Source organism: Weissella viridescens (assembly GCF_003862435.1).
GTDB lineage: Bacteria > Bacillota > Bacilli > Lactobacillales > Lactobacillaceae > Weissella > Weissella viridescens_A.
The window spans coordinates 1-25,420 of the sequence record NZ_RHGY01000007.1; the positions used below are offsets into that span (position 1 = coordinate 1).

The 25,420-nt window shown below is 41.1% G+C and carries 23 protein-coding genes; 18 read left to right on the forward strand and 5 right to left on the reverse strand.

What is annotated here, in order from left to right:
- The first annotated feature begins 352 nt into the window (after positions 1-352).
- From D3P96_RS08380 to D3P96_RS06395, 4 genes are all read left to right on the forward strand, one after another.
- The gene (locus tag D3P96_RS08380; protein WP_185696110.1) at positions 353-499 is read left to right on the forward strand and encodes a hypothetical protein; all 147 of its coding nucleotides are present in this window, start codon (positions 353-355) and stop codon (positions 497-499) included.
- Between the two features lie 812 nt (positions 500-1,311).
- Positions 1,312-3,561 (forward strand): ATP-binding cassette domain-containing protein, encoded by a 2,250-nt coding sequence (locus tag D3P96_RS06385; protein WP_124943546.1) that lies wholly within the window; start codon positions 1,312-1,314, stop codon positions 3,559-3,561.
- A gap of 57 nt (positions 3,562-3,618) precedes the next feature.
- The gene (locus D3P96_RS06390) at positions 3,619-4,329 is read left to right on the forward strand and encodes a DUF975 family protein (RefSeq protein ID WP_124943547.1); all 711 of its coding nucleotides are present in this window, start codon (positions 3,619-3,621) and stop codon (positions 4,327-4,329) included.
- A gap of 473 nt (positions 4,330-4,802) precedes the next feature.
- On the forward strand, positions 4,803-6,407 hold the full coding sequence (locus D3P96_RS06395) for an APC family permease (RefSeq protein ID WP_124943548.1): 1,605 nt from the start codon (positions 4,803-4,805) through the stop codon (positions 6,405-6,407).
- 78 nt (positions 6,408-6,485) lie between these two features.
- Here D3P96_RS06395 and D3P96_RS06400 read toward each other — a convergent pair whose 3' ends face one another.
- The 3 genes from D3P96_RS06400 to D3P96_RS06410 form a co-directional block, all read right to left on the reverse strand.
- Entirely contained in the window at positions 6,486-7,019 is a 534-nt protein-coding gene (locus D3P96_RS06400) for a TetR/AcrR family transcriptional regulator (RefSeq protein ID WP_185696111.1), read from the reverse strand.
- A gap of 127 nt (positions 7,020-7,146) precedes the next feature.
- Positions 7,147-7,821: an ABC transporter ATP-binding protein gene (locus D3P96_RS06405; RefSeq protein WP_124943550.1), complete on the reverse strand. Its 675-nt coding sequence runs from the start codon at positions 7,819-7,821 to the stop codon at positions 7,147-7,149.
- Between the two features lie 3 nt (positions 7,822-7,824).
- A complete protein-coding gene (locus tag D3P96_RS06410) occupies positions 7,825-8,865 on the reverse strand; it encodes an ABC transporter permease (protein WP_244919079.1) in 1,041 nt (346 codons plus the stop codon).
- 189 nt (positions 8,866-9,054) lie between these two features.
- Here D3P96_RS06410 and D3P96_RS06415 point away from each other — a divergent pair, with 189 nt between their 5' ends.
- The 8 genes from D3P96_RS06415 (at position 9,055) to D3P96_RS06450 (ending at position 16,098) form a co-directional block, all read left to right on the forward strand.
- Positions 9,055-10,005: an ATP-binding cassette domain-containing protein gene (locus D3P96_RS06415; RefSeq protein WP_244919080.1), complete on the forward strand. Its 951-nt coding sequence runs from the start codon at positions 9,055-9,057 to the stop codon at positions 10,003-10,005.
- 14 nt (positions 10,006-10,019) lie between these two features.
- Complete coding sequence (locus D3P96_RS06420; RefSeq protein ID WP_124943552.1) at positions 10,020-11,540, forward strand: ABC transporter permease/substrate-binding protein; 1,521 nt, start codon at positions 10,020-10,022, stop codon at positions 11,538-11,540.
- Between the two features lie 73 nt (positions 11,541-11,613).
- Complete coding sequence (gene amaP, locus D3P96_RS06425; protein WP_124943553.1) at positions 11,614-12,213, forward strand: alkaline shock response membrane anchor protein AmaP; 600 nt, start codon at positions 11,614-11,616, stop codon at positions 12,211-12,213.
- A 13-nt stretch (positions 12,214-12,226) separates the two neighbouring features.
- Complete coding sequence (locus tag D3P96_RS06430; protein ID WP_124943554.1) at positions 12,227-12,421, forward strand: DUF2273 domain-containing protein; 195 nt, start codon at positions 12,227-12,229, stop codon at positions 12,419-12,421.
- 26 nt (positions 12,422-12,447) lie between these two features.
- Complete coding sequence (locus D3P96_RS06435; RefSeq protein ID WP_124943555.1) at positions 12,448-12,951, forward strand: Asp23/Gls24 family envelope stress response protein; 504 nt, start codon at positions 12,448-12,450, stop codon at positions 12,949-12,951.
- A gap of 110 nt (positions 12,952-13,061) precedes the next feature.
- Positions 13,062-14,396, forward strand: coding sequence for a dihydrolipoyl dehydrogenase family protein (locus tag D3P96_RS06440; RefSeq protein ID WP_124943556.1), 1,335 nt, complete (start codon positions 13,062-13,064; stop codon positions 14,394-14,396).
- Between the two features lie 187 nt (positions 14,397-14,583).
- Complete coding sequence (locus tag D3P96_RS06445) at positions 14,584-15,198, forward strand: hypothetical protein (protein ID WP_124943557.1); 615 nt, start codon at positions 14,584-14,586, stop codon at positions 15,196-15,198.
- 57 nt (positions 15,199-15,255) lie between these two features.
- A complete protein-coding gene (locus tag D3P96_RS06450; RefSeq protein ID WP_124943558.1) occupies positions 15,256-16,098 on the forward strand; it encodes a methylenetetrahydrofolate reductase in 843 nt (280 codons plus the stop codon).
- A gap of 52 nt (positions 16,099-16,150) precedes the next feature.
- Here D3P96_RS06450 and D3P96_RS06455 read toward each other — a convergent pair whose 3' ends face one another.
- Positions 16,151-17,389: an amino acid permease gene (locus D3P96_RS06455; RefSeq protein ID WP_124943559.1), complete on the reverse strand. Its 1,239-nt coding sequence runs from the start codon at positions 17,387-17,389 to the stop codon at positions 16,151-16,153.
- A 178-nt stretch (positions 17,390-17,567) separates the two neighbouring features.
- On the opposite strand from D3P96_RS06455, the gene map reads away from it, so the two are divergent.
- The 5 genes from map to D3P96_RS06480 all read left to right on the forward strand — a co-directional run bounded on the left by map (position 17,568) and on the right by D3P96_RS06480 (position 21,037).
- A complete protein-coding gene (gene map, locus D3P96_RS06460; protein ID WP_124943560.1) occupies positions 17,568-18,359 on the forward strand; it encodes a type I methionyl aminopeptidase in 792 nt (263 codons plus the stop codon).
- A 47-nt stretch (positions 18,360-18,406) separates the two neighbouring features.
- Entirely contained in the window at positions 18,407-18,646 is a 240-nt protein-coding gene (locus D3P96_RS06465; protein WP_124943561.1) for a hypothetical protein, read from the forward strand.
- Positions 18,646-19,020, forward strand: a complete 375-nt coding sequence (locus D3P96_RS06470) for a type II toxin-antitoxin system PemK/MazF family toxin (RefSeq protein ID WP_124943562.1) — start codon at positions 18,646-18,648, stop codon at positions 19,018-19,020. Before D3P96_RS06465 ends, D3P96_RS06470 begins: the two co-directional genes overlap by 1 nt.
- A 178-nt stretch (positions 19,021-19,198) precedes the next feature.
- Positions 19,199-20,845: an adenine deaminase gene (gene ade / locus D3P96_RS06475; RefSeq protein WP_124943563.1), complete on the forward strand. Its 1,647-nt coding sequence runs from the start codon at positions 19,199-19,201 to the stop codon at positions 20,843-20,845.
- A gap of 12 nt (positions 20,846-20,857) precedes the next feature.
- Positions 20,858-21,037 (forward strand): hypothetical protein, encoded by a 180-nt coding sequence (locus tag D3P96_RS06480; RefSeq protein WP_124943564.1) that lies wholly within the window; start codon positions 20,858-20,860, stop codon positions 21,035-21,037.
- Positions 21,038-21,110: 73 nt separating this feature from the next.
- Here D3P96_RS06480 and D3P96_RS06485 read toward each other — a convergent pair whose 3' ends face one another.
- Complete coding sequence (locus D3P96_RS06485) at positions 21,111-23,060, reverse strand: hypothetical protein (protein WP_124943565.1); 1,950 nt, start codon at positions 23,058-23,060, stop codon at positions 21,111-21,113.
- Between the two features lie 386 nt (positions 23,061-23,446).
- Here D3P96_RS06485 and D3P96_RS06490 point away from each other — a divergent pair, with 386 nt between their 5' ends.
- Positions 23,447-25,408, forward strand: coding sequence for an ABC transporter ATP-binding protein/permease (locus D3P96_RS06490; protein ID WP_124943566.1), 1,962 nt, complete (start codon positions 23,447-23,449; stop codon positions 25,406-25,408).
- The last annotated feature ends 12 nt before the right edge of the window (positions 25,409-25,420 follow it).

A 25,420-nucleotide genomic window follows, 5' to 3' on the forward strand; every position in this document is an offset into this window, starting at 1 on the left:
GGCAATTGATTTACTTATTTTATGTTAATTGACAGTGGAGTTTGTTGTAGTATCATCATAGATGATCATTACCGGTTTTGTTGATTTGAAAAAAATGAGGATCCTCAGTTATGCTAAGACACATTAATATCTTTTGGATTATTGCATTTGTTATTTTTGTGATAGGCATAGTTTGGTTTGTAAACTACAAAGCTTATTACATGCCAACTAAAAATCGTTTGATGAATGAAAAAAACATGAGTAAAGGAAAAGCTTCGTTTTTAGCATTTATTTATACAATAATTCCATTTTTAATTCCAAATTAATGACTATATTCGTACAGAAAAATAATTGAAACAATGAGGAGATATCAATGAAAGTTGAAGTTCTCGCAATCACATTGGAAAGTACAACTTTGTTATCAGCAGGATCCGTTTTAGCCAATCCCACTGTAATTTCAGTTAATAGCGCCCCTGTATCTACTCAAAGTACAACTAGTCAACAAGATCAAAATTTCTAACATTACTCAGCCAAATGGGAACTGAAACCGTGACATCAAATGGCGATGTTACACGGATTACAACTGATGCTCAAGTTGCAGAAGCCTATCGTGCTGCATATCATAAAGCACCATTAGCAATGCAACCTATCGGACCTTCGCTCGCAAGGGCAGGCGTAAATAGAGTGGTTAGACATAAAGGAAAGGGTAACGTAGATGTTTACTTATCGAAAAGAACTTTAAACTTAATCCGTAGTTTTGCCATCGGTACTGGAGTTGGAATCGTCGGATCAATGACGGGGGGGAGCTGGGTCTGTTTTAATCGCTCGCATAGTTGTTGGTCAAATGATTGGTCGAGGTGCGCCAAACTTTGGTTCTGGACGTGTTTTCAAAGTTCGCGGCTATAGACCAGCCGGTTGGCGCTACCAATAATTCATAAAAATAACTTACTTTAAAGTAGTTAGGGTACGATGACGAAGTAGTTCCGGAATAAATATAGGAAGACAGCTAAGCGCCGTCTTTATTTTGAATAGCATGTATATGGTACGTAATCCATCAGGAAGTTCCGTGAAGCTTGATATTGGTGCAGCATCTACATGGCTTAAATATAATTTCGTAACAATCAAATAGGTAGAAAGATAAAAGCTTCAGTATATATCTCTTTGTTGAGATACTTACTGAGGCTTTTTTATTTTCTTTATCGTTAGGTTCATGATATATTCGAATGAGGGGAATTCGTGGATGAAAAAGTCCACCGTGGCGTTATAAAACGGCTTTAAATTGAACATGATAAAATGGCAATAACCAATAAAAAAGAAGGAGCGCAAGCGCCTATGACTGAATGGATTAAAATTGAACACGCTGTCCAAAATAATTTAAAGGATATTTCAGTTGATATTCCCAAACATGAATTCGTAGTAGTTACGGGACTATCAGGATCTGGAAAATCATCATTAGTATTTGATACGTTGGCTGCTGCTTCACGCCGGCAACTGAATGATACGTTTGCGACGTTTGTTCAACAATACTTACCAAAATATGACCGACCAGCTGTACAGAAAATTGAAAACTTGCCGGTTGCTATCGTAGTGGACCAAAAGAAGTTATCTTCAAATGCCCGTTCAACAGTGGGGACGTACACTGACATCTATACGTATTTGCGTTTGCTCTTTTCTCGTGTTGGAAAGCCGTTTGTCGGTTATTCAGATACGTTTTCATTTAACAATCCGGAAGGTAAGTGTCCTGAATGTGATGGCTTAGGAACAGTTACTGATATCGATGTGCATAAATTGATTGATTTTAATAAGTCCTTGAATGAGGATGCCATTGATTTTCCAACATTCCGGCATGGCTGGCGCTGGAAGCGCTATGCCTACAGTGGATTATTCGACTTAGATAAACCCATCAAGGATTATTCAGATGACGAATTGTATGAGTTGCTATATCAACCACAAACAAAGTTAGATAACCCACCCAAAGAATGGCCAAAAACGGCTTTGTATGAAGGGGTTGTTCCGCGGATGCAACGTAGTATTTTACATAAGGACGAAGGTAAAAGACACCAAAAAGACGTGGACCGTTTTGTAACTGTTCAAACATGTCCCGTCTGCCATGGTACTCGCGTTAATGAGCGAGTGCTCTCATGTAAAATCAATGGATTAAACATTGGTGATGTTGTGGACATGCCTGTTGATACCATCATTGAATCATTCTTAGATGATATCAACGATCCGGTTGCAAATGACATGTGTCATGCGATTAAAGATCGTGTCCAAGCGCTTGTTGATTTAGGATTAGGCTATCTGACGTTAAGTCGAAACACGGGGACATTGTCTGGTGGGGAAGCTCAACGTGTAAAGATTTCAAAGTACATGAATAGTGAATTAACAGATATGATGTATATCTTAGACGAACCCAGTGCAGGTTTACATCCTAAAGATGTGACGCGTTTTAAAGCGGCATTGGTGAGTTTACGGGATAAAGGGAACACGGTGATCGTGGTCGAACACAATCCTATTATCATTAATTCAGCAGACTATGTGGTTGAAATTGGTCCCGGATCTGGATCAGCGGGTGGCGAACTGGTATTTGCTGGAACTCAAGCGGAATTCAAGCAGGCAGATACCTTAACTAGCCGTCTGATTAAACAAAAGTATCCATTAAATACAAAGCCAAAGTCAGCCACTGCTTGGATACCGATTGAACATGTGACCAATAATAACGTCCATGATTTGAGTTTGCAGGTGCCAATGGGCATTATGACTGTCATTTGTGGCGTCGCTGGTTCAGGAAAAAGCACGTTATCTCAAGCAATTTACCAACAATTGCAAGAACAAGAAACCTCACAAGAAATTATTAGTATTTCGCAGAAAACTATTGGCATTAATCTACGTTCAACGCCACTCACTTATTTGAATATTTTTGATAAAATTCGTAAGTTGTTTGCCAAAGCAACCGGCTTAAATGCATCTGAATTCAGTTATAATGCGGATGGGGCATGTCCAGCTTGTCATGGTAAAGGTGTGATTAAGACGGAGATGGCGTTCATGGATGATGTCACAATGGAATGTGATGTTTGTCATGGCACACGTTACAAGCCCGAAATGGCTGACTACAAGTACGATGGTAAGTCAATTATTGATGTGCTTGCGATGACAATTGATGAAGGGGCGGCCTTTTTTGCCGACCAACCATTTGCTGGTGAACTAAGGGCATTAGTTGATGTTGGTCTGGGTTATTTACATTTGAACCAAAGCCTTTCAACCTTATCTGGCGGCGAGCTACAACGTTTGAAGTTGGCGCGCTATCTTCATCAAGATCCAGCCATTTACATTTTAGATGAACCAACCGATGGATTACACCTCGCAGACATTAGCCATATTATCAATTTGTTTAAGCACATGGTTGATGAGGGAAGTACCTTGTTCATCATGGACCACCATCCTGATGTCATGAAGGCAGCAGATTGGTTAATTGAAATGGGGCCTGAGGGTGGTATTAACGGTGGTCAACTCATGTTTACGGGAACACCGGAACAAATGGTGGATTCCGACGATACGATTACAGCGCCTTATTTACGTTAGTTTTACGATACACGAAAATTTGATCATGGCCATCAGTGCCATACAAACGAAGGAGGAATGTCAGTTATGCCGAATGAACGCGTGATGATTAAACAAGAAGCACGGCAGTATTTAAATCAAAATTACGGTTATAATTTTAAGTTGTTTTTGATCTCAGTTTTGACCTATATTTTGCTCAGTGTTGCGACCGATAATCCAACGAAATGGGTAGCTTTCGCCTTAGCATTGATTTCAATTGTAAATTTCTTTGTCACAATTAGTGCGGATTATGTGTCTTTGGATGGTCTTCGGGCAGATGAGCCAACGGGTAATCCAATTACGCAACAAACGGAATCTTTGAAACCAAAGTATATTTGGGGTGTCCTAATCATTTCATTGCTCATGTCAATTTATACGACTTTATGGACGCTTTTATTCATTATTCCGGGAATCGTCAAGTCTTATTCATATTCGCAAGCGCTAAATATCTATAAGGATTCTGTTGATGCTGGGCAACCGGTTGGCTTTAATGAAGCGATTACCCAAAGTCGTGAACTCATGGATGGACATAAAGCAGACTTGTTTATTTTGCAACTAAGCTTTATTTTGTGGGCACTGTTAGTCATTGTGACCTTGGGAATTGCGTTATTTTATGTGTACCCATATTTCTCATTGGCTAAGCAAAACTTTTATAAGCATTTGGTGCCAGGTCGTTTAGGACTCTATGATGTTCCAGAACCAATGCGTGACATTGCTTTGCATGAAGATGAAGATGATGAATTGTCATAAAAAAGAGCATTTTGAAAGCATACCATGGTGCATGGTATGCTTTTTTTTGCCCATTTGACGGGATTTAGACATCTATTTGGCAAATGAAATGATGAAGTGTCAATTTTATTTCGTTTATCTAAGACAGCAAAACCATTACAAAATGATAACAAACTCATAATATGAAAAAATGACATCATGTCCATCTAAATCACAATGTTCGTGTGACGGCTAATGGCTATGCTTATGCGGACGATTGCAATTTTTTGGAATGTTATTCACGAAAATTAAACGGGGGTTAAAACGAGTTTGTAGAAATACTAAACGTATACTTATGAAAATGAATTGAATTTGAATAATATTTTATTTTAGTGCTTAAATTTGAATTGGTTATGTGTTTTTGTTAAAATAGATAGCTATACGGATAACAAAAATACGAATGCTTATTTTAAGCATGTCATTTCGATACAAATCGAAGGGAGTTTTATTTCGTCATGGAAAAGAAAAAAATGGGTCTCTTTCAGATCGTCATGCTTAGTCTTGGCGCTTTGATTGGATCTGGTTGGCTATTCGGTTCTTGGGAAGCAACCAAGGTTGCCGGACCAGCTGCGATTATTTCATGGGTGATTGGAGCCGTTGTTATCGGTACCATCGCCTATAATTATGTTGAATTGGGAACAATGTTCCCGCAATCCGGGGGGATGAGTAAGTATGCTCAGATTACCCATGGTTCATTACTTGGATTCGTCGCAGCATGGGCGAACTGGGTGTCATTGATTGCGTTGATTCCAATTGAATCAATTGCGGCCGTGCAATATATGAGCTCATGGCCTTGGAGCTGGGCAACGTGGACACACAGCTTTTTCTCAGCTGGTAAGTTATCATTGACTGGGTATGTTGCGGTTGGATTCTTTATCCTCGTGTTTACCTTATTGAACTACTGGTCAGTAAATTTGTTGACACGTTTCACCAGTTTTATTTCAATCTTCAAGATTGGAATTCCAACATTGGTTATCGTGATGTTCACGTTGAGTGCCTTCCATCCCGGTAACTATGGTCACTCATTGCATCAGTTTATGCCGTATGGGACAGCACCAATCTTTGCGGCGACAACAGTTGCCGGAATCATTTTCTCATTTAATGCCTTCCAAACGGTTATTAATATGGGAAGTGAAATCAAAAAGCCTGAACGTAATATTGGTTTAGGAATCGCAATTTCATTGGGAATTGCAACTGTAATCTATTTGCTTTTGCAAAGCACATACATTACGTCAATTGATCCCTCGGTTATTGCAAAGTATGGTTGGCACGGAATCAACTTCCAATCACCATTTGCTGACTTAGCGATGATGCTGGGCTTGTATTGGTTGTCCGTGTTGCTTTATATGGATGCCTTCATCTCACCATTTGGAACAGGGGTTTCATTTGCGGCTACTGCTAGCCGTACTTTGGCAGCCATGGTTTCTAACAACCATATGCCAAAGTTCTTAGGTAAGTTGGACAGCCATTATGGTACACCTCGTGTCGCAATGGTCGTGAACGCTATCCTAAGTATGTTGTTAGTGATTGTTTTCCCATCATGGACAGCTTTGGCCAGCGTGATTTCAACGTCAACGTTGATTGCCTACTTAACTGGACCTGTTTCAGTTATGAGTTTGCGTAAGATTGCGCCAGACTTGAAGCGTCCATTTAAGGGGAAGTTGATGCCAGTTATGGCACCGTTAGCCTTTGTGTTGGCATCATTGGCGACTTACTGGGCCATGTTCCCAACAACGCTTCAAGTTATTGTCGTGATTGCACTTGGATTGCCATTCTATTTCTTCTATGAAAAGCGTTTGGGCTTCCCAAACACCAAGAATGCCTTCCGCAGTAGTCGTTGGTTGCTGGTGTACTTGGTCTTCATCTCAATTATTTCATTCCTTGGTTCTAAAGAATTCAATGGTTTGAACTGGTTCCATTATCCATGGGACTTCGTTGTGGTGATTATTGGTTCATTGTTGTTCTACGTTTGGGGTGTTCGCACATCATTCAAGGGACGGTACTTCGATGAAGCCGTAGCCTTAAACAAGGACGTCGTAACTGACGATTCAGATAATTAAAATTAAACGAAAACACCCGTGTTCAGCATGAACACGGGTGTTTTTCTTTTTTTTAAAAGTGTCATTACCAAACAAAGACTAGGCTTCTTGGTCATGAATCCAAACGCTTAATTGACGAAGGGATTGCAAAATATCATCGGCATGGTCTGGGAAGGCAAAACGTTCTTGAATCAAAGAATGGGTACTAATCATGGCTAGCCAATTCCGTACCGTTTGATCTGTCGCAGTTGGCGCTAAAGTTGGGATAGCTTGGCGTGGTGAAAGTTCCGGAGCATGGGTACGAAGAAGTGTTTCATTGATTTGAAAATACTTATCTAAGAAATCATAGTAGGGATTATGTGGTAAGTTTTCAATGAAAGCAATCGTACCCTCGAGTGGGTCGGTATTCTGCACATGGTGCACATTTTGGAGGATTTCAGAAAGCGTCCAGTGATAGGCATCATACAGGTTCGAGAAGTAAGTGTAGAAAGAACCACGCGAAATGCCCGCTTTTTTGACGATTCGGGCAACTTGGGCTTGATCTAGCGTATAATTTGAAAATTCATCGATTAAAACACGCTTGAGGCGATCCTTTTTTTCTGCTTTTAACTTTTCAAATGTTTGTGAAACCATAAGACACGCTCCTTGTTCAATTGCTATGACAAAATAGTCGTTAACTAAAGTTTGCATCAGTCCTGACATAGTGTCAACAATAGATTTGGAATTATGTGAAAAATAAATGTGGCAAGGCTACGCGTTATTATTGTAATTGGCTCAATTGACCATCAACTAATTCAAAAATGTGATCAGCATATGCTTTAAGTCGTATGTCGTGTGTGACGGCAACGACAGCTTTGTGTTGCTGATGCGCAATGTCTTGGAATAATTGTCCGACTTGTATGACCCGATCGCTATCAAGAGCTGCGGTCGGCTCATCGGCTAAGATAATGCTCGGATTAGCATACAATGCGCGCGCAATGGCAACGCGTTGCGCTTGACCACCAGAAAGTTCGTTTGGATATTGTGATAGAAGGTTTTGTAAGCCAAGTTGCGTCAGTAATTGGGCAAATGTTGATGGAGCTAAGTTATGTTGCTTTTTGACATGGTCAACAAGTTTAAATTGTTCAGCCACAGTGAGATAGGGAACCAAATTATATGATTGTAAGATAAAGCCGATCTCGTTTAAACGAAACTTTTCGCGGTCACGACGTGTTAGATGTTCAATATTTTGGTTATTCATAATCATCTCACCCGATGAAGGTGTCTGAAGCCCACCTAAAATGGTTAGTAAGGTACTTTTACCAGATCCAGATGGTCCAATAATGAGGGTTAATTCACCGGGCTCGGTCTTAAAGGAGACATCTTTTAAGGCTAGCATCTGATTTTGGCCAGATCCAAAATTTTTATCAATATGATTTAGAACGAGTGTTGTCATTTTTTATCCTCCAATAACGGTGACAGGGTCAATTTTAGAAATGACCAACATTGGGATACATGAACCAAGTAGCCCAGTTACTAAAATACCTGTAGCGACGCCAAACATGAGTGGAATATCAAAGTACATCGGAACACCACTAGGAATAATGGTTGCCGTAAGCGTTGTTAATCCGCAACCTAAAATGACGGCGAAAAGCATCAAGAGCAGGGTTTCACTAAATGTATTGCGTAAAAGGTAACGATTGGGAATGCCTTGTGCCCGAAGCACTGCAAAATTAGGACGTTTTTGAAGTGTCAGAATATAAAGGAAAATGGTTACAACGACTAAAGCGATGATGATCAGAAAGACAATCATAAAAATAAAAGTCGTATTTTGGGCAGAATATCCAGGTAGTTCTTTGAGGAATTGATCATGATTAAATAATTGAAGCTGGGCATTGTTTGTTTTGATTGGAGTTGTCGCTTTTGAAACAATGCCACTCGCCTTGAAATTCTGGTTTACACCTTTAATGTGGTTCCAGTTGGTGAGTTGACCATAAACAACCGGCGCCATGTTGTATAGTGCGTCAGGAGTAATCCCGCTGATGGTGTAGGTGTTATCATCAAGCCCAATTTTAATTTTGTCATTCAAGTGATAGTGACTTAATTTATCTGAGATGATTACCTCATTTGCGCGCTGTGGCCGGTGGCCCTTTGAAATGGGCATATTTTGATAAATATATTCATTCGTGTTTAGACCAACAAACTGGATGCCATCATGATTTGAGGCACCTTGCCGATTGATATTGGTTGGTGTAATTCCGACAACAGCGGATTGCTGATTTCGTTTTTGTTGCCTTAATTCTGGTGCAGTCATGACTGATTGCGCCAAATTACCATTTGCATCTTTAGTCATGAGCACGCTTTTCGTGTGCCAGCTATCAATTGACGCAGTATTTTGATGTGCCAAACCAAGGGCGAGGGCACTAATGATGAAAATTAAAAAAGAAATTAAGCCAATGACGGCGATAATTAGGCCATAACGTCCTTTTTCGTGTCTCATTTCATGCCAAGCTAAAAACATATAAAATCTCCTTTGTGGATGAAGTAGTTTGATTCTTATCTATATGACACTGTGTCATTAATGTGTATTCTGTCAGTATTATGACACGGTGTCAATGTACAACTTTGGCAAAAATGTCAATATCAGTTATAATGTACCCAGAATTTATAGAAAAAATAGGTGAGGCACATGGAGCATGAAGCGGCACAGACGCAGCCCTTGATTCAATTTGACCACGTGTCAAAGATTTACGATCAAGAAAAAGCGGTTCAAAATGTATCACTCACAATTCAAAAGGGTGAGTTCTTTGTGCTAGTCGGCGCAAGTGGTAGTGGAAAAACGACAACCTTGAAAATGATTAATCGCCTGCTCACACCATCTCAAGGACGAATCATATTTCAAGGTCGAGATATCGCGGCACTGCCTTTGAAACCGTATCGGCATCATGTCGGGTATGTATTGCAAACGAGTGCTTTATTCCCGAATATGTCGGTGCTTGAAAATGCGGCCGTGACCCTAAACGCACAAGGGATTAAGACGAAAGCTGCACGTCCCAAAATTGAGCAGTTGTTAAGTGAAGTGGGACTTGATCCCAATAAATATGCACAGCGTATGCCTCATGAACTATCAGGGGGTGAACAGCAACGTGTTGGGATTGTCCGGGCCTTAGCGGCTGAGCCAGAGGTCATTTTAATGGATGAACCTTTTAGTGCACTGGATCCAATCTCACGTCAGCAATTGCAACAACTGGTGGCAAAGTTACATGAAAAATTGCGTACGACGATTATTTTTGTCACGCATGACATGGATGAGGCCTTGCAATTAGGGACACGGATTGGTGTGATGCAACATGGTTTGTTGGAGCAAGTTGATACACCAACCGATATCGTGCTACATCCAAAAAATGCACAAGTAGCCGCAATGTTTAAAACGCAGCAGGCACCAACGGTCAGTGATTTAATTGCCCTTGGCTTTTATCAGTTAAAAGATGATACCAGCAATTTACCAACCATTAAACCTGAATCAACCTTAGCTGAATTAGCGCAGGCATTTTTAAATCAGTCCGAACAATTAGTTCAAGGTAATGATCACATGGTTGTTACCCAGCATGATTATTTGCGCTACATGGCACAACAATAGAAAGAGGACCGCATATGCAAAAAATAATACACATGATGCAGTCCAATAGTCAGGCAATTGTAAGTGCATTGGGTACCCATATTTGGATATCCTTTATTTCGGTTGTCATTGCGGCATGTATAGCAATTCCTGTAGCAATCTTACTTATGAACCATCGCAAACTCGGTGAGGGGATGTTACAAGTAACGGGTGTGATTCAGACGATCCCGAGTTTAGCGATTTTAGGTTTGTTGATTCCAATTGTTGGAATTGGAACTGTGCCAGCCGTGATTGCTCTCGTCTTGTATGCGTTAATGCCAATTTTTCAAAACACATATGCCGGATTAACACAAATCGATTCAGAATTGCTAGAAGCTGCTGAGGCATTTGGACTGACGAGTTGGTACAAGTTATGGAAAATTAGATTGCCGTTAGCGTTACCACTTATTTTTACTGGTTTACGCATTGCGACAGTGATGGTGATTGGAACTGCTACCTTAGCCGCTTTAATTGGTGGTGGAGGATTAGGAACGTTCATTATGCAAGGTATCCAAAACAACGATAATCCTGAACTTCTGATTGGGGCTGGATTATCAGCATTGTTGGCGGTCGTCTTTTCGATTGGGTTACAACTATTGAGCCATCTATCAATGCAACGCTTGCTCGGCTTGACTGCTGTCCTTTGTATTGGTGGTTTGGGATATGGGGGTTATCACTTTTATCAAACCCAACAAAATCAAAAAATTATCATTGCCGGAAAATTAGGGAGTGAGCCTGAAATTTTGATGAATATGTATAAGGATTTGATTGAGGCTGATAATGCGCATTTAAAGATTGAATTGAAACCAAATTTTGGAAACACGACGTTTCTCTATCGTGCGATTAAAAATCAGCAAATTGATATCTATCCAGAATTTACGGGAACCGTGTTACAAAATATTCATCCGCAAAAATTAGTTAGCCATCAGCCAGAGCAGGTGTACCATCAAGCGCAGCATGTCTTAAAGCAAAAAGACCGATTAGACTATTTACAACCAATGGCCTATGAAAATAGTTATGCTTTAGCGGTGGATCAAAGCACTGCGCAACGTTATCAACTCAAGACGGTTTCGGATTTGGCACGGGTTAGTCCGCAGCTTTCAGCGGCATTTGAAAGTGACTTTTACAATCAAGCAGATGGGTACCCAGGTATTCAAAAGGCATATCAGATTCAGTTTAAAAATGTTAAGAGTGTCCAACCAAGTCTGCGGTATGAAGCGCTAAAAAATCACCAAGTGCAAGTGGTTGATGCGTATACGACCGATCCGCAAGTTAAAGCACAAAAATTAGTTGTGCTAAAAGATGACAAACACTTTTTTCCGCCATATCAAGGGGCGCCGTTAGTACGACCTGAAGTGTTGCGGGCTCACCCAGAAATTCGCCATCGTTTGAATAAATTACACGGTAAAATTTCTGAGGCGGATATGATAGAAATGAATTATCAAGTAGCCATTCAACATAAGTCAGCAAAAACGGTAGCTAAGGAATATTTGAAAACAAATGGCATTTTGAAATAATTCTATATTAGACGTTGATTAGAATTGAAATGAATTCTAAATTCCTGTATCATGATGTGCAGGAGGTGATGTTGTGAAAAGAAGTAAGAAGTTAGGCTATTTATTGTTTTACCTAATCTTGATGTTGCTCTTTGGCACATTGATTTTTACGTACTATAAGGTTGCACCAGCAAACTTTAATTTTAATGGTAAGACGTATGAAGAAATTCATCGCTTCATTATGACAAATGAGTATTGGCGACTATTTAGCTTCTGGGGTGCAGTTGTGCTCGGAGTTATTTCAGTTCTAGGCTTTGTTATTGTATTGTTCTATCCACGTCAAGTAGATGCATATGTATTTAAAGACAAAAACAGTCAATTACGAATTAGTCGCAAAGCCCTTTTGGGATTTGTAACGGCTAGTTTGGAAGGACAAACGTTTGTAGACAATCCAAAGATTAAGATCAATATTCGTCGTAAGAAGATCAAGGTTAATGTACGGGGTGAGTTGAATAATTCAGCTTCAAACGTTTCAGAAATCGAACAACTTTGGGCAGATCAATTAACACAAGATTTGACTAATTTGATTGGTTTGAAACAAAAGAAGACCGTACGTGTCAATCTTGCTACAAGTAAGAAACGTAAGAAATCAGATGTTGCCGTAGATGGATCTAAGAAATCTAGAGTAATATAAGAGGAGCTACACAATGGATACATTAAAAGATGTTTGGACAGAATATAAGTGGCCAATTCTTGGTGGTGTTGCTGGATTAATTTTGGCAGTACTTTTCCTTGAATTTGGTTTCTGGAAGACCCTATTGGTTGTTATTTTGACAGGAGTTGGAATCGGTGGTGGGTTATACCTACAAGATTCTGGTTTCTTTAGTAAAAATTCTAAGTAGACACGATTTATCTGGAGGATAAAAATATGACAGACACAAAGACAAACACACCAGCAAAGACAAACGAAGTTTCAGGAAAGTTGACTTTTGATGATAAGGTTATCCAAAAGATTATCGGGATTTCATTGGATAAGGTTGACGGTTTACTCAATGTTGATGGTGGATTCTTCTCAAACATTGCAGACAAGCTTGTTAACACTGACAAGACAACTGCTGGAATCAACACTGAAGTTGGTCAAAAGCAAGTTGCTGCTGACATGCAAATTGTCGTTGAATATGGTAAAGATGTTCGTGCCATCTATAACGAAATGAAGGAATTGGTTGCTAAGAACTTGAAGGAAATGACTGGTTTGGATTTGGTTGAATTCAACGTTGAAGTCATTGATATCAAGTCAAAGGCGCAATACGAAGCTGATAGCCAATCACTACAAGATAAGGTAACTAACGCTACTAAGAAGTCTGATGATGACAAGTCTAAGGACACAAAGTCAGCTGACGCTGATAAGTCAGAAACACCTCGCGTGCAATAAGACGAAAAAAAGACTAACTGTGGTTAGTCTTTTTTTTATGCTAACCTTGATTTAAGAAGCGTTTGTTAAACTTAAAGTACGTTAATAATAGAAAGTGAAGGATAAATTAAATGGCATATGATTATGATGTTTTGTATATCGGAAGTGGTCAGGCAACTTGGAATGGCGCCGTTCCATTGGCTAAACAAGGATTGAAGTTAGCAGTTGCGGAAGAGGCCTTATTTGGCGGAGTTTGCTCAAACTATGGGTGTAATGCCAAAATTGTATTAGACCACCCCGTTGAATTATCACGTCAAGTCGAAGCCATGCAAGATCGTGGTGTAGAGGGTTCAATTTTTATTAATTGGTCAGATTTGATGGCACACAAGCATGAATTGATTGATCCTCAATCTCATCACAATGAAGTGCGTTTAACAAAAGAAGGAATTACGGTACTGCAAGGGCACGCTGACTTTGTCGATGCCCACACGGTATCAATTAATGGACAAACAGTGACTGCTGATAAAATTGTGATTGCAACTGGTCAACGGCCACATCGCTTGGATATTCCCGGGGCAGAATTTGTACATGACTCAACTGATTTCTTATCAATTGCTGAAATGCCAGAACACGTCACGATTTTCGGTGGGGGTTATATCGCTTTAGAATTTGCAACAATTGCGAATGCGGCTGGTGCAAAGGTTGATATCATTACCCGTTCAGACAAATATTTACGTGCATTCCCCCAAAAATATGTAAATCGCGTCGTTGCTGACTTGAAGCGCCGTGGTGTTCGCTTTATTCCAAATCAAACCATTGAATCCGTTGAGGAAACTTTGGACGGGGTCCAAGTTAAGGGTAAAAATGATTTGATGATTGAAACGGATTACATTATTGATGCAACTGGACGTCAGCCAAATCATGATTATTTGAATCTTGAAGCCGCCGGAGTGACAAGCAATGAACACGGTATTCCGGTTAATGATCATTTACAAACAAATGTGGCGAACATTTATGCAGCTGGGGATGTGGTCGACCATGCTTTGCCAAAGACGACACCAGTGGCTGCGTTTGATTCACGATATCTTGCCTCACAATTCTCAGGTGAATCAACGGATCCAATTGATTATCCAGCTATTTCAACGGTTGTCTTTACGTCACCACGTATCGCTCAAGTGGGTGTTTCAGTGGCGGAAGCCCAGGCTAATCCTGAAAAGTATGAAATCACAGAAGTTGACTACCAAAGTGACTGGTTCCGACAAGTTGGAAATGAAACGGAAGCTTACTTAACGTTGATTTTCAATCAGGACCGTGTTTTAGTTGGTGCTGCTGAAATGAGTCATGAAGCTGTAAATAGTATGAATACTTTTGTGCCCATAATTGAAATGGGCTTGACGCAAAAGCAATTACAACGATTTGTTTATCTATTCCCATCAATTGAATATACAGGTCAACGTCGACTATAACAAAAACGTGTACATCAAACATGGTGTACACGTTTTTGTTTGCAGGTTAGAACAGCGTTGTGTGTCGTAAATATTAAATATTGTTAAACTAACGACACATTAGAAAATAATTGTTGCATTTACGTAATATAATTGACACATAGATAAGAGATAAACCAAACAAAAAAAGAAAACGGGGTTAGAAGTTATGTCAAAGAAGTTCAAAGTAATCGTAAGTCTTGCTGTGGCATTCCTAGTTGTTGTTGGTAGTGTTGCTGTCATCGGAGCAAATTCAAGTCACAAAGACACTATGGCACAATCTTCTAGCTCCGCACGTCCTGCGACAAAGCACAGTGCCCCAAAGGAGGCTATTGCTAAGCCAGCAGCTAAAGTTGCAACACCAGCCCAAGCGGTAACGTCTGAAACAGCACAATCTACAACGACGCAAGTTGCTAACGATGCAACTCAAGCTAGCCAAGTCACAGCGCAATCAACTGTAGCGGTTAGCCAAAAGCAAACTGAACCAGATGTGGCAACCCAAACAGCAGCACCGGCTAGCACAACTGCTTCAAGCCAAGCCACAGCACAACCAGCTGTACCTTTTGAAAAGGATGCACAAGGAAATGCTTCTCAAGCGGTAGTTGATTACGCACAACAAAATGGAATCGACTTGAATGGTCTTCAAGTTGGAACATCTGCATCAGAATCTGGATCAGGTTACGATGTTATGATTCGTGATAAGAAGGCAGCTGAAAATGGTCAAGGTGATGGTGTCTTGAACGAGTACCATGTTGACAAGAACGGTGTTGTTACACCAAAATAAACATATCAAATGACTATGGATTCGATGAATTCATAGTTTTTTTATTGGAGAGAAGCAATGAACTATTCACTTGAAATATCAACACCAACCACAGTGGCTGAACAACAAAACTTGATTAAGCAAATTCAAAAACTACCCGCTGATCACATTGAATTTATTGCCATTACACTTGGTGCCGGTGGCAGTCTCGAAGAAGCGACACCTGTATTACGGTTTATCCAATTGCTACAAGCTGCTGTGGGCATCCCAATTGTGCCGCACATTACTGGGAGTCATCAAACCCTGGCTCAAGTCGAAACTATGTTACAACAACTTGTAAACATGAACATTACGACGGTCTTAGCCGTGCGTGGTGATGGGTATCCAAATGCCTTTGAACATGGAGATGACCTGATTCGTTTCATAAAAGCGACTACGGATTTGGAAGTGTTTGGGGCAGCTTATCCAGAAGGTCATCCTGATGATGCCAATGTCAATCAAACCGTTCAAACAGTGGCACGAAAGCAGTTAGCGGGTGCCAGGGCCCTGATGACACAGGTGGTAATGGACAATCACCAGCTCTATCGATTTGAACAAGCACTTGAGGCTGCTCAAGTGTCGATGCCCTTAATCATTGGGGTGATGCCATATCTACAACGTGAGCGCGTTGAAAGCATGATTCGATTAACGCATGTAACACCGAGTCCAGAAGTTAAAACATGGCTTGCAGCAGAAGCAAGGAATGACTTTAGAGCGACAGGAACCGCATTAACACATCTGCAAATTGAAGATTTACAACAACATGGTTTTTCACACATTCATATCTTTTGCCAAAATGATATTGCGAGTGTCGCTGAAATATTGGATTGCCAACCGGGTGATATTTTGAGTTTTAGCCCAGATGAAACAAGCGAACATTAACCGTGCTAAAAAAAGCTGAGTAGGTTGCCTAGGCAACTTGCTCAGCTTTTGTTTAGGATTGTTTTTTAGAAAACTTCGTGAAGTAAACACCAGCCATGATGGCTAGGAATACTAATCCAACTGATAATGAGACTCGCGTTTCAGGATTAAAGAACATGAAAGCGAGTGTTATCGCTAGGAAAATAATCGTTATATAATTTGACCAAGGTGACCAAGGCATCTTGAACGGATGGTTTTTGAGTAATTCGGGATGCGCTTTACGAAAACGGAGCTGACTCACCAGAATCACGAACCAAGGGATCATCCCCGGTAAGGTACTTGAACTATACACGATGACAAAGGCATTACCTGAGTTTTTGAAGAACAGGGGTGCGACGGCGTTTAAGATGACGCCAATCAAAATCCCCAATGAAATGGCAACAACGGAGTAGGCTGGGACACCATGTCGATTCAACTTTTTATAAGCGGCTGATGTAATCCCGATTTTGGCAAATGTCTGCACAAAGGGTGAGCCAACGCTACTTAACTGATTCCATGGATAGATACACAAGATGACGAAAATCGCCCCCACGTAGAAGATTAGAATCCGATACAGCGTTGAGTGAATGGCCTTAACGAGCGTATGTTGGGGATCTTCAGCCTCACCCGCGGTCACACCAATTAACTCAATTCCTTGATATGATGTGAGCACGATAGAAAGGGCAAAGATAAATCCGGTGATCCCTCCGGTAAAGAAACCATACTTCCATAGATTTGAGAATCCGATGGGGTGGCCGTGATTACCGAAACCGAATAAGATTACGCCTAGCCCCAAAATAATAAAGAGGACGATGGTTAATACCTTAATTAAGGCGAACCAGAACTCAAGCTCGCCAAACATTTTCACGGATGCGACGTTCGCTAAACACAAGAAGATGACCGCAATAATTCCTGGTAGCCAGCCCGGCAAGTGGGGCCACCAGAACTGCATGTAGCCACCGATTGCAATCATTTCACTGACACCAACAACAACGTATTGAAAAATATTACTCCAAGCCGTCAGGTAACCCCAAACGGGATGAATGTATTCTGTAGCATACTTGGCAAATGAACCTGTATCAGGATCAACATAAAGCATTTCACCGAGCGCACGCATGATTAAGTATAAAAAGGCACCCGCAACAATATAAGCAATTAGCACTGAAGGCCCAGTCCATTTGATTGTCGAAGTTGACCCCATAAATAGGCCGACACCGATGGTCCCACCCAAAGCAATCATTTGGACCTGGCGTGCCGATAATTTTCGTTCCATATAAGACTCCTAGTAATCGAGGTTGCCTAAACAAGTGTAAGCAATAAAAATATAATATTCCTGATTATAGCAGACTATTAAGGGGAAAGACATTGCATGAGGGCAAGGCGAATACAGTAATTTGGTCTAATTTATGTTATAACTATAGTAGAGATTGAAATAGTTTGGAGAAAACAAAATGATTACAATTAAATCACAACGTGAAATCGATGGGATGGCGCGTTCAGGTAAGTTATTAGCTGACATGCACATTGCCCTTCGTGGATATATCAAAGCTGGACTTTCAACGATGGATATCGAAGATTTTTGTCGTAAATTTATTGAAGACCGTGGTGGTCGTCCAGCCGAATTAGGCTTTGAAGGATACAAATATGCAACCTGTGTGGCAGTCAACAATGAAGTGGCCCATGCCGTACCAAGCAAGAAACGCATCTTGAAGAATGGTGACCTCGTGAAGGTTGATACAGTGGTTGATTTGGATGGTTATTATTCAGATTCTGCCTGGGCCTATGCGATTGGTGATGTAACGCCCGAAGTGCAAAACTTGATGGAAGTGACACACAAGGCACTCTACCTTGGAATTGACCAAGCTCAAGTGGGTAACCGGATTGGTGATATTGGAAATGCCATTCAAAGTTACATTGATACAACCGGTTATGGTAACGTACGTGATTATATCGGGCATGGTATCCAACCAACTATGCATGAAGATCCAGCCGTGCCACATTATGGGGTTGCCGGACATGGTACCCGTTTGAAGGAAGGGATGACGCTTACGATTGAACCAATGATTAACATGGGTTCATGGGAAGTTAAGCCACCTCGTGCCGATGATGGTTGGACCGTTGAAACGGCTGATGGTTCATGGTCATGTCAATATGAGCATACCTTGGTTGTGACTAAGGATGGTCCTAAGATTCTAACGAGTCAAGATCCTGAATTTGATGCAAAGTACCTATTAAATGATTAATGCCTCAGATCGCCAATCGGCGGTCTTTTTGGTATAAGGAGGTCGCAATGCTAAAGCGAATTGAAACAGACCAACATGGTCAGTACGTCCGGTTACCGAAATCGCTCGTAACTGAACCAGGGGAACTCCTTGAAGTATCCCAACGACCAAGTGGAACCATTGTTTTACAGCCAGTTGATGAAACGGCTGTGGCACAAGCAGTTCGCTTGGCAGAATTATTTGAAAACTGGGAAGGCATTTATCAACCCAGCGAAGATGAGTGGCAGGAAAACGAGGAGGAAGATTAATGAGTGAACGGACTTACCCCAAACAAGGGCAAATCATTTACATTAATTTTTCGCCGGCAGCCGGGCATGAAATTGTCAAACGGCGACCAGCCGTTGTTGTTAGTAATGATATTTTGATGCAAACATCACACTTTGTCTGGATTGTCCCGATTTCGCATGGCAGTTATGACGGCCCCGAATACCCACTCCATGTGGCGTTAGACGATCGTACGAAAATTTCAGGGACGGTCTATACCGAGCAGCTCAAGTCTTTCGATTTCATTGCCCGAAAATGGCAGTATATTGAAGAAATGCCTCGTGATATTTTGAAGCAAGTCTTACAAAAGCTGCAGTTAGCAGTGACATTACCAGAACAATCGGACATTTCAAATTGAAATGTCTTTTTTGTTTCGTGAAATGTTCGTGTTCTTGGTGGAATTGAAACGGTTTACGATATTTAATTTATATAATTTGTGATTTAAGCGAACAATGATTGGAATAGGACTTTCATTTAACGGTTATTTGTTTTATAGTATTTAACAATAACCAAGTTGAAATCTGAAAGGGAAAACCATGTTGCACATTAAAAATGCACAAATTTTAAATGTATTCACAGAAGAATTTGAAAAAACCGAACTTTGGATTGAAAACAATCAAATTGTCTTTCGCGGACCAAGTGCACAATTAGTGGCCGACGAAACTTTTGATGCGCATAACCAATATATCGTGCCAGGGATGATTGATGCGCACATGCATATTGAAAGTAGTCTCCTACGTCCGGCTGAATTGGGCCGTTTGTTGGCAAAACATGGCGTTACAAGTGCGGTTGCTGATCCGCATGAATTGGCAAGTGTTGCGGGGACGGCAGGGTTGAATTATATGCTAGATGACGCGCGTAAGACGCCAGTTCGTTACTTTTTCATGCTACCATCATCAGTTCCTGCCACGCCGTTCGAACGGACAGGGGCGGTGCTGGATGCGGCTAGTTTGGCACCATTCTATGATGAACCGGAAGTGAATGGCTTAGCTGAAGTCATGGATTTTCCAGCAGTAGCACAAAAGCAGGCTGACATGCTGCAAAAAATTGCAGATGCGAATGCGCATGGTAAGCATGCTGATGGGCACGCTTCAGGCTTGAGTCGTGAACAATTAGCTGTGTACCGCCAATATGGCATTAAAACCGATCATGAAGCAACAAGTGTACAAGAAGCTCAAGAACGTTTGGATGCAGGAATGTCAGTTCTTATTCGTCAAGGAACAGTCGAGGCTGATGAATTAGCCCTCTTACCAGCGGTGACACCAATTAATCAACGGGCGTTTAGTTTTGCAACTGATGATAAAAGCGTGCATGATTTGGTCCAAGAAGGTTCAATCGATGAAAATGTTCGGTTGGCGATTAAGGCAGGCATTCGTCCTGAGCAAGCCTTTACGATGGCAAGTTACCATGCTGCTTTGGCTGAGGAACTGGATAATATCGGTGCGTTAACAGATGGTTATTTAGCTGACTTAGTCGTTTTGCCTGAAAAAAATGCTGTAGCCCCAACACAAGTGATGATTAATGGTGCATGGATTGATGAAAAAGCGACGGTGGCACCATCGGCCGACTTTCGGGTACCGCTAGATGTTTCGTTAACAGCGAGTGACTTGGCTTTGCCGATCAAAGCGGACCAACCCGCGCATGTGATTAAAATCATGCCACATCACATTACAACTGAACATGTGGAAGTTCCTGTTCCAAGTCAGGGTGGCCTTTTTTCACCTAATGCAACTTTTAGCAAAATTGCTGTTGCAGAACGCTATCATGATTTAGGTCATGGCGTTGGCATTATTGAGGGGCTGGGTATCAAACAAGGTGCGATTGGGGCGACCGTCGCGCATGACTCGCACAATCTTATTCTAGCGGGTCATGATGATGAATCTATGGCATTGGCAGCAGCTGCCTTACGAGACATGGATGGTGGTCAGGTTGTCGTCATTGACCCCGACCATATTGTCACGTTACCATTACCTGTGGGCGGATTAATGTCCGATCAACCATATGAAACAGTAGATACAGAAAATCAAAAATTGCAGGCCGCATTCCAGCAAATTAGCGACATTACGTTTGATCCATTTTTGACCCTGTCATTTATGGCCTTACCCGTAATCCCTAGTCTGAAAATAACCGATCAAGGTTTGTTTGATTTTAACCAATTTAAATTTATTAATCTTCAAGATTAAGGAGGTCTCATGATGTCAGAATTCATGATTGGCAGTTCGGTGCAAGTACAAGATTCAGCAAAGTTAGAAACGCCTGCTTTGGTAATGGGCTATGATCCAACAAATGAGCAGTACTTAGTACGCTTTGAAGGTGGGGAACAAGCGCATTATCCAGGAAACCAATTAAAAAATTGGTGTACTTGCGAGATTTAATAAAAAGGACCCCTGTGTGGGTTCTTTTTTTTTATACAAAAACCACCCAACACAAAGGCGGGGTGGTCGTAACTTACTTTTGAATTTTATAAACAAGTGAAGCGTGGGGGTTAGCTTTACCATTAATCACAAGTGGATAAGGCGCAAGCTTGTAGTTCTTTGTTGAAACAACATCTGCAAGTTGATCTTTATCTTGATGATTGATGAATGAAAGTTGGTAATCACCAGCTGGAAGGTTTCCTTCATAGATATAGTTAGCCGCCGTTTGCTTTAAGGCATAGCGTTTGTGCGTTTCGAGGTTTTCAATTGTACCCTCAAACTTTGAGCCTTCATGAATTTGAACAGAAACTCGCTTGGCAGGTCCATGTAAGGTTACCTTTTCGGTCACCACTGACTTCTTTGGTAAGCTTGCCGCGCGTGCACCGTACTGTGTTGAAAGTTGACTGCGCTGGGCCGCAACGATTTGCTTCTTTGGATAATAATCACTCAAGAAGGCCGCTGAACCAATTAAGGCAAATGCAGCGACAGCTGGCATGAGATAACGCCAACGTTTTGCAACAGTCTTTTCAGCATGCTGCGGTGCGGGTAGTGCGGCGAGAATGAACATCACCAACGGCAAGATAATTTGACCGTAACGCGGTTCTGTTTCCCAAATCAAGCTGTGGAAGGCCATGTAGCCTAAGGTGGTGACAATGGCAATTAGGGCTGTCATTTCAGCTTGCGTGTTTAGCTTTGGACGCCAAGCCCAGGCGCGGACCATGACATTGGCGAATAGTAGAATTGTACCAACTTGGTAAATGAGGCTGACCAAGTAGTTGTAGAATTCGCTGTGCTTTGCTTTCCAAGCCGGTGCAGCTTGCAAACCACCATTATAGAAGGTATGCGGATTAGCACCATTTAGGAAGATACCGAGCTTAATCGTCCATTGTTCAAGCAAACCAATCGGACCAAGGTCTTGAATGCGTTCCTTAACGACCTTAGTTTCGTAAGTGGCACGTTCTGACTTTGTCGGAATTTGAATTTCAGTTCCGATATCTTTTCCACTATAAGTTCCGCGTGAGTGCTCATTCAAGCCCATCGCAATCCATGAAACGGTTGGTAATTCAAAGGCTTCATCCTTGGTATAGTTTGTTTCAGAGAAAATCGCCTGTTTTGCAGGAACACTTAGCCCGAAACCGACAATAATCAAAATGGTTGGAATAATAATTTTAACAAGTGAGAATGTCTTTTTATAGAGAAGCACTGCGCAAACAATTAAAATCGCAGGGATTAACACAATGATATTGGGCTTAAGTAACTGACCTAACATTACGGCAAGTACAAGACTGATTCCAGCGACCCATTGGCGCCAACCCGTATAGTTTGGCCAAAAATAAATGACGATAAAAATAACGAGTAGGAGTAGCAGTGAAGGCAAGTCTGAGTAGAAGACTTGCAAGAAATAAGTGTAAGCAAATGGGGTGAGCACCATGAATGCCAAACCACCAAACAAAATGTGGCGATTCTGATGACTAATGCGATACATGGTTTTGAGCATAAGCACAATAAAAGTATCAAGCGTCAAAATTGATAGAATGTGAATCGAAAGATTGGTTGATAAGCCAAATAGATTCGTGAATTTCAGCCAAACTGATAGCAAGTAGGCGATAGTGACATTATTTGGATAACGCCAGAAATACGTGCTTTGCCAAACGGGGTTACCGTGGCTAATTTGATCAGCTTGTGATAACACACGATAGGGGTCGTGATAAACCGTAACCGGTAAGAAATGGAGCACCAAAATTTGACCAACAAACATGAGACTAAGGGCCCCAAAAATGATCCATTTAACCTGGCGTTGTGATAATCGGTCAATCACCGGTAGGATCGCTTTAATGGCTAACCACACCAAGATGGTGACGACCAAGATGAACACCGCCTCTAGTGGATGCGGAATCATGGGATTAATCATGTTACTGACAATACCAATGACTAAAGCAATTGATAGAAAACGGGCAAGTAAAGAATGCTTAAGGGTTTGCATGTATTCCTCCTATTTTATGAAGTGTTTTGGGTAAAGCAATTTCTAAAATAAAGGCGTAAAATTTTTACGCACAACACTTTATTTTATCAATAACGTCAGAGTCTTGTAAAGCGACAAAGCCTTGTATATCAAGGGTTTGACCGTGTTTTACGGCTTGTAAATCGGTCTATTTGAGATGATTACAGACATACTTAAGGAAACAATGAGAATTATGATGAAGTTTAATTGGTTTCCTAATGCCCGAATAAAGGTTATGATATGATACTATGTTAAAAGAATATGAAGGTATGATGTTGTTATGTTTAATGATTTAACTTGCTTTTAAGTCAAATCGGGCTATAATTCAACCATATCAAAAGCAGTCACAGAGCCAGGAGGGTACGAACATGGCATTTATGAGTCTACGGGATATTAAGAAATCTTATTATCTTGGAAACGACGAATTTCCCGTTTTAAAGGGAATTAACCTAGATTTTGAATTGGGTGAATTCGTTTCAATTTTAGGTGAATCGGGTGGTGGAAAATCAACCTTGATGAATATCATTGGTGGACTGGACCGAAACTTTGAAGGAACCGTTACGATTGATGGTAAAGTCCTCGATCATAAAAAAGAACAAGAACTAGATGCTTACCGTCGAGGAACCATTGGTTATATCTACCAATCATACAATTTAATCAGTCACTTATCTGTGCTTGATAATGTTTTGGTATCATTGGATATGACGGACCTTTCTAAAGCTGATCGTGAAAAACGCGCCACAGAATTGTTGCAAAACGTCGGTTTGGCTGATCAGATTAAAAAGTTCCCTAACCAACTGTCAGGGGGTCAAAAGCAACGCGTGGCGATTGCGCGAGCTTTAGCTAAGGATCCCAAGGTCATTATTGCGGATGAGCCAACCGGCGCGTTGGATTCACAAAATACACAAGAAGTTTTGGATATTTTGAATGATATTGCGGCCCAAGGTAAGTTAGTGATTACAGTAACGCACTCACAGATTGTGGCAGACGCTGGAACGCGAATCGTCCATCTTGCTGACGGCAAAATTGATGATGACCAACAATTACGTGATAGCTATCCTGTTCCTGCCGATACGTCACACATTGGTTCACGACCACTTTCTGCATTTGCGAGTTATGGCAATGCCTTTAAGCATTTTAAGCACAGTTTTGGGCGTAATTCATTAATTATTCTTGGAACAGCCATTGGTCTTTTTGCCGTACTTTTGTTTGGTGGGTTAGGTAATGGTGTTAAAGCTTATATCAACGACCAAGTGAACTCGTTGGTTAATCCACGTTCCGTCAACGTCATGCGTCGTGGGGATGATACTGGTGATCCAAGTCAGCAGTGGACGAACCCACAGTATATTACGGATGCACAAGTTCAAAAATTGCGCGAAGTAAAGAATGCCGGAACGATTCAACCTGGTATTCAAGTATCAAACGTCAAGACTGACGGTGTCATGCCAAATAAGCAGATCACGATGTCACAAATGCAAACATGGACTAGCGCCATTAAGCCTGACAGCATCAAAGCTGGTAAAAAGGCGGGCATGAATGAAATCGTCGTCGATAAAAAGACAGTGGCTCAAAATTATGACAAGAAAAACTGGAAAGCGATTATTGGGAAAGACATCACCGTTAACTACGTTGGGATGTCAGCACAAGGGACACCTGTTCCTGTTAAGCAAGTGCTAAAGGTTTCTGGTATTGCAGATATGGGTCAAGCTGGTCCTGCTAACATCACTACCTATAAGACGATGCAACAAGGTCTTAAGCAGGCTGGGGCAGTTTCAGATGCCAATTATGTTTCAATGATGGTTAAGCATCGTAGCGATGTGAACCAAGTTCAAAAGGATGTCCAGAACATTCGTGATAGCAAGAATAAGAAATTATTCACAGCGATTACGGCTGGATCAATGTTAAGCACGATTAATACATTTGTCAGCTTAGCAACCTCTGTACTTTCATTAATCGCAGCTATTTCATTGATTGTGTCTGCTTTGATGATTATTGTCACAATGTTTATGTCTGTTTCAGAACGGACTAAGGAAATTGGGATTTTGCGTGCCTTAGGTGAGTCCAAGAAGGATATTCGCCGTTTGTTTACGAGTGAATCTTTGATGATTGGCTTGTCTTCCGCTGCCTTAGCAATTGTGCTCGGTTATGGACTCGGTTATGTCTTCAATGCAGCTCTTTATAAGATTGCAAAGTTTAACATGATTCAAATTCACCCATCAAATGTGATTTGGGTTATCGTGATTGCGATTATTATTTCGTTCTTAGCAGCATTGCTACCAGCACGTCGTGCTTCAAAGTTAAATCCAATTGATGCCTTATCAGCTGATTAAGGAATTAACGTT

Excerpts from the sequence above, each read along its gene's own strand:
- D3P96_RS06410 (WP_244919079.1), bottom strand. The coding sequence starts at position 8,865 with ATGAGACACGAAAAAGGACGTTATGGCCTAATTATCGCCGTCATTGGC.
- D3P96_RS06390 (WP_124943547.1), top strand. The coding sequence starts at position 3,619 with ATGTCAGTTATGCCGAATGAACGCGTGATGATTAAACAAGAAGCACGG.
- D3P96_RS06420 (WP_124943552.1), top strand. The coding sequence starts at position 10,020 with ATGCAAAAAATAATACACATGATGCAGTCCAATAGTCAGGCAATTGTA.
- map (WP_124943560.1), top strand. The coding sequence starts at position 17,568 with ATGATTACAATTAAATCACAACGTGAAATCGATGGGATGGCGCGTTCA.
- D3P96_RS08380 (WP_185696110.1), top strand. The coding sequence starts at position 353 with ATGAAAGTTGAAGTTCTCGCAATCACATTGGAAAGTACAACTTTGTTA.
- D3P96_RS06385 (WP_124943546.1), top strand. The coding sequence starts at position 1,312 with ATGACTGAATGGATTAAAATTGAACACGCTGTCCAAAATAATTTAAAG.
- D3P96_RS06400 (WP_185696111.1), bottom strand. The coding sequence starts at position 7,019 with ATGGTTTCACAAACATTTGAAAAGTTAAAAGCAGAAAAAAAGGATCGC.
- D3P96_RS06470 (WP_124943562.1), top strand. The coding sequence starts at position 18,646 with ATGAGTGAACGGACTTACCCCAAACAAGGGCAAATCATTTACATTAAT.
- D3P96_RS06445 (WP_124943557.1), top strand. The coding sequence starts at position 14,584 with ATGTCAAAGAAGTTCAAAGTAATCGTAAGTCTTGCTGTGGCATTCCTA.
- D3P96_RS06415 (WP_244919080.1), top strand. The coding sequence starts at position 9,055 with ATGGAGCATGAAGCGGCACAGACGCAGCCCTTGATTCAATTTGACCAC.
- D3P96_RS06490 (WP_124943566.1), top strand. The coding sequence starts at position 23,447 with ATGGCATTTATGAGTCTACGGGATATTAAGAAATCTTATTATCTTGGA.
- D3P96_RS06435 (WP_124943555.1), top strand. The coding sequence starts at position 12,448 with ATGACAGACACAAAGACAAACACACCAGCAAAGACAAACGAAGTTTCA.
- D3P96_RS06465 (WP_124943561.1), top strand. The coding sequence starts at position 18,407 with ATGCTAAAGCGAATTGAAACAGACCAACATGGTCAGTACGTCCGGTTA.
- D3P96_RS06455 (WP_124943559.1), bottom strand. The coding sequence starts at position 17,389 with ATGGAACGAAAATTATCGGCACGCCAGGTCCAAATGATTGCTTTGGGT.
- D3P96_RS06395 (WP_124943548.1), top strand. The coding sequence starts at position 4,803 with ATGGAAAAGAAAAAAATGGGTCTCTTTCAGATCGTCATGCTTAGTCTT.
- D3P96_RS06485 (WP_124943565.1), bottom strand. The coding sequence starts at position 23,060 with ATGCAAACCCTTAAGCATTCTTTACTTGCCCGTTTTCTATCAATTGCT.
- D3P96_RS06405 (WP_124943550.1), bottom strand. The coding sequence starts at position 7,821 with ATGACAACACTCGTTCTAAATCATATTGATAAAAATTTTGGATCTGGC.
- D3P96_RS06440 (WP_124943556.1), top strand. The coding sequence starts at position 13,062 with ATGGCATATGATTATGATGTTTTGTATATCGGAAGTGGTCAGGCAACT.
- D3P96_RS06450 (WP_124943558.1), top strand. The coding sequence starts at position 15,256 with ATGAACTATTCACTTGAAATATCAACACCAACCACAGTGGCTGAACAA.
- ade (WP_124943563.1), top strand. The coding sequence starts at position 19,199 with ATGTTGCACATTAAAAATGCACAAATTTTAAATGTATTCACAGAAGAA.
- D3P96_RS06430 (WP_124943554.1), top strand. The coding sequence starts at position 12,227 with ATGGATACATTAAAAGATGTTTGGACAGAATATAAGTGGCCAATTCTT.
- D3P96_RS06480 (WP_124943564.1), top strand. The coding sequence starts at position 20,858 with ATGTCAGAATTCATGATTGGCAGTTCGGTGCAAGTACAAGATTCAGCA.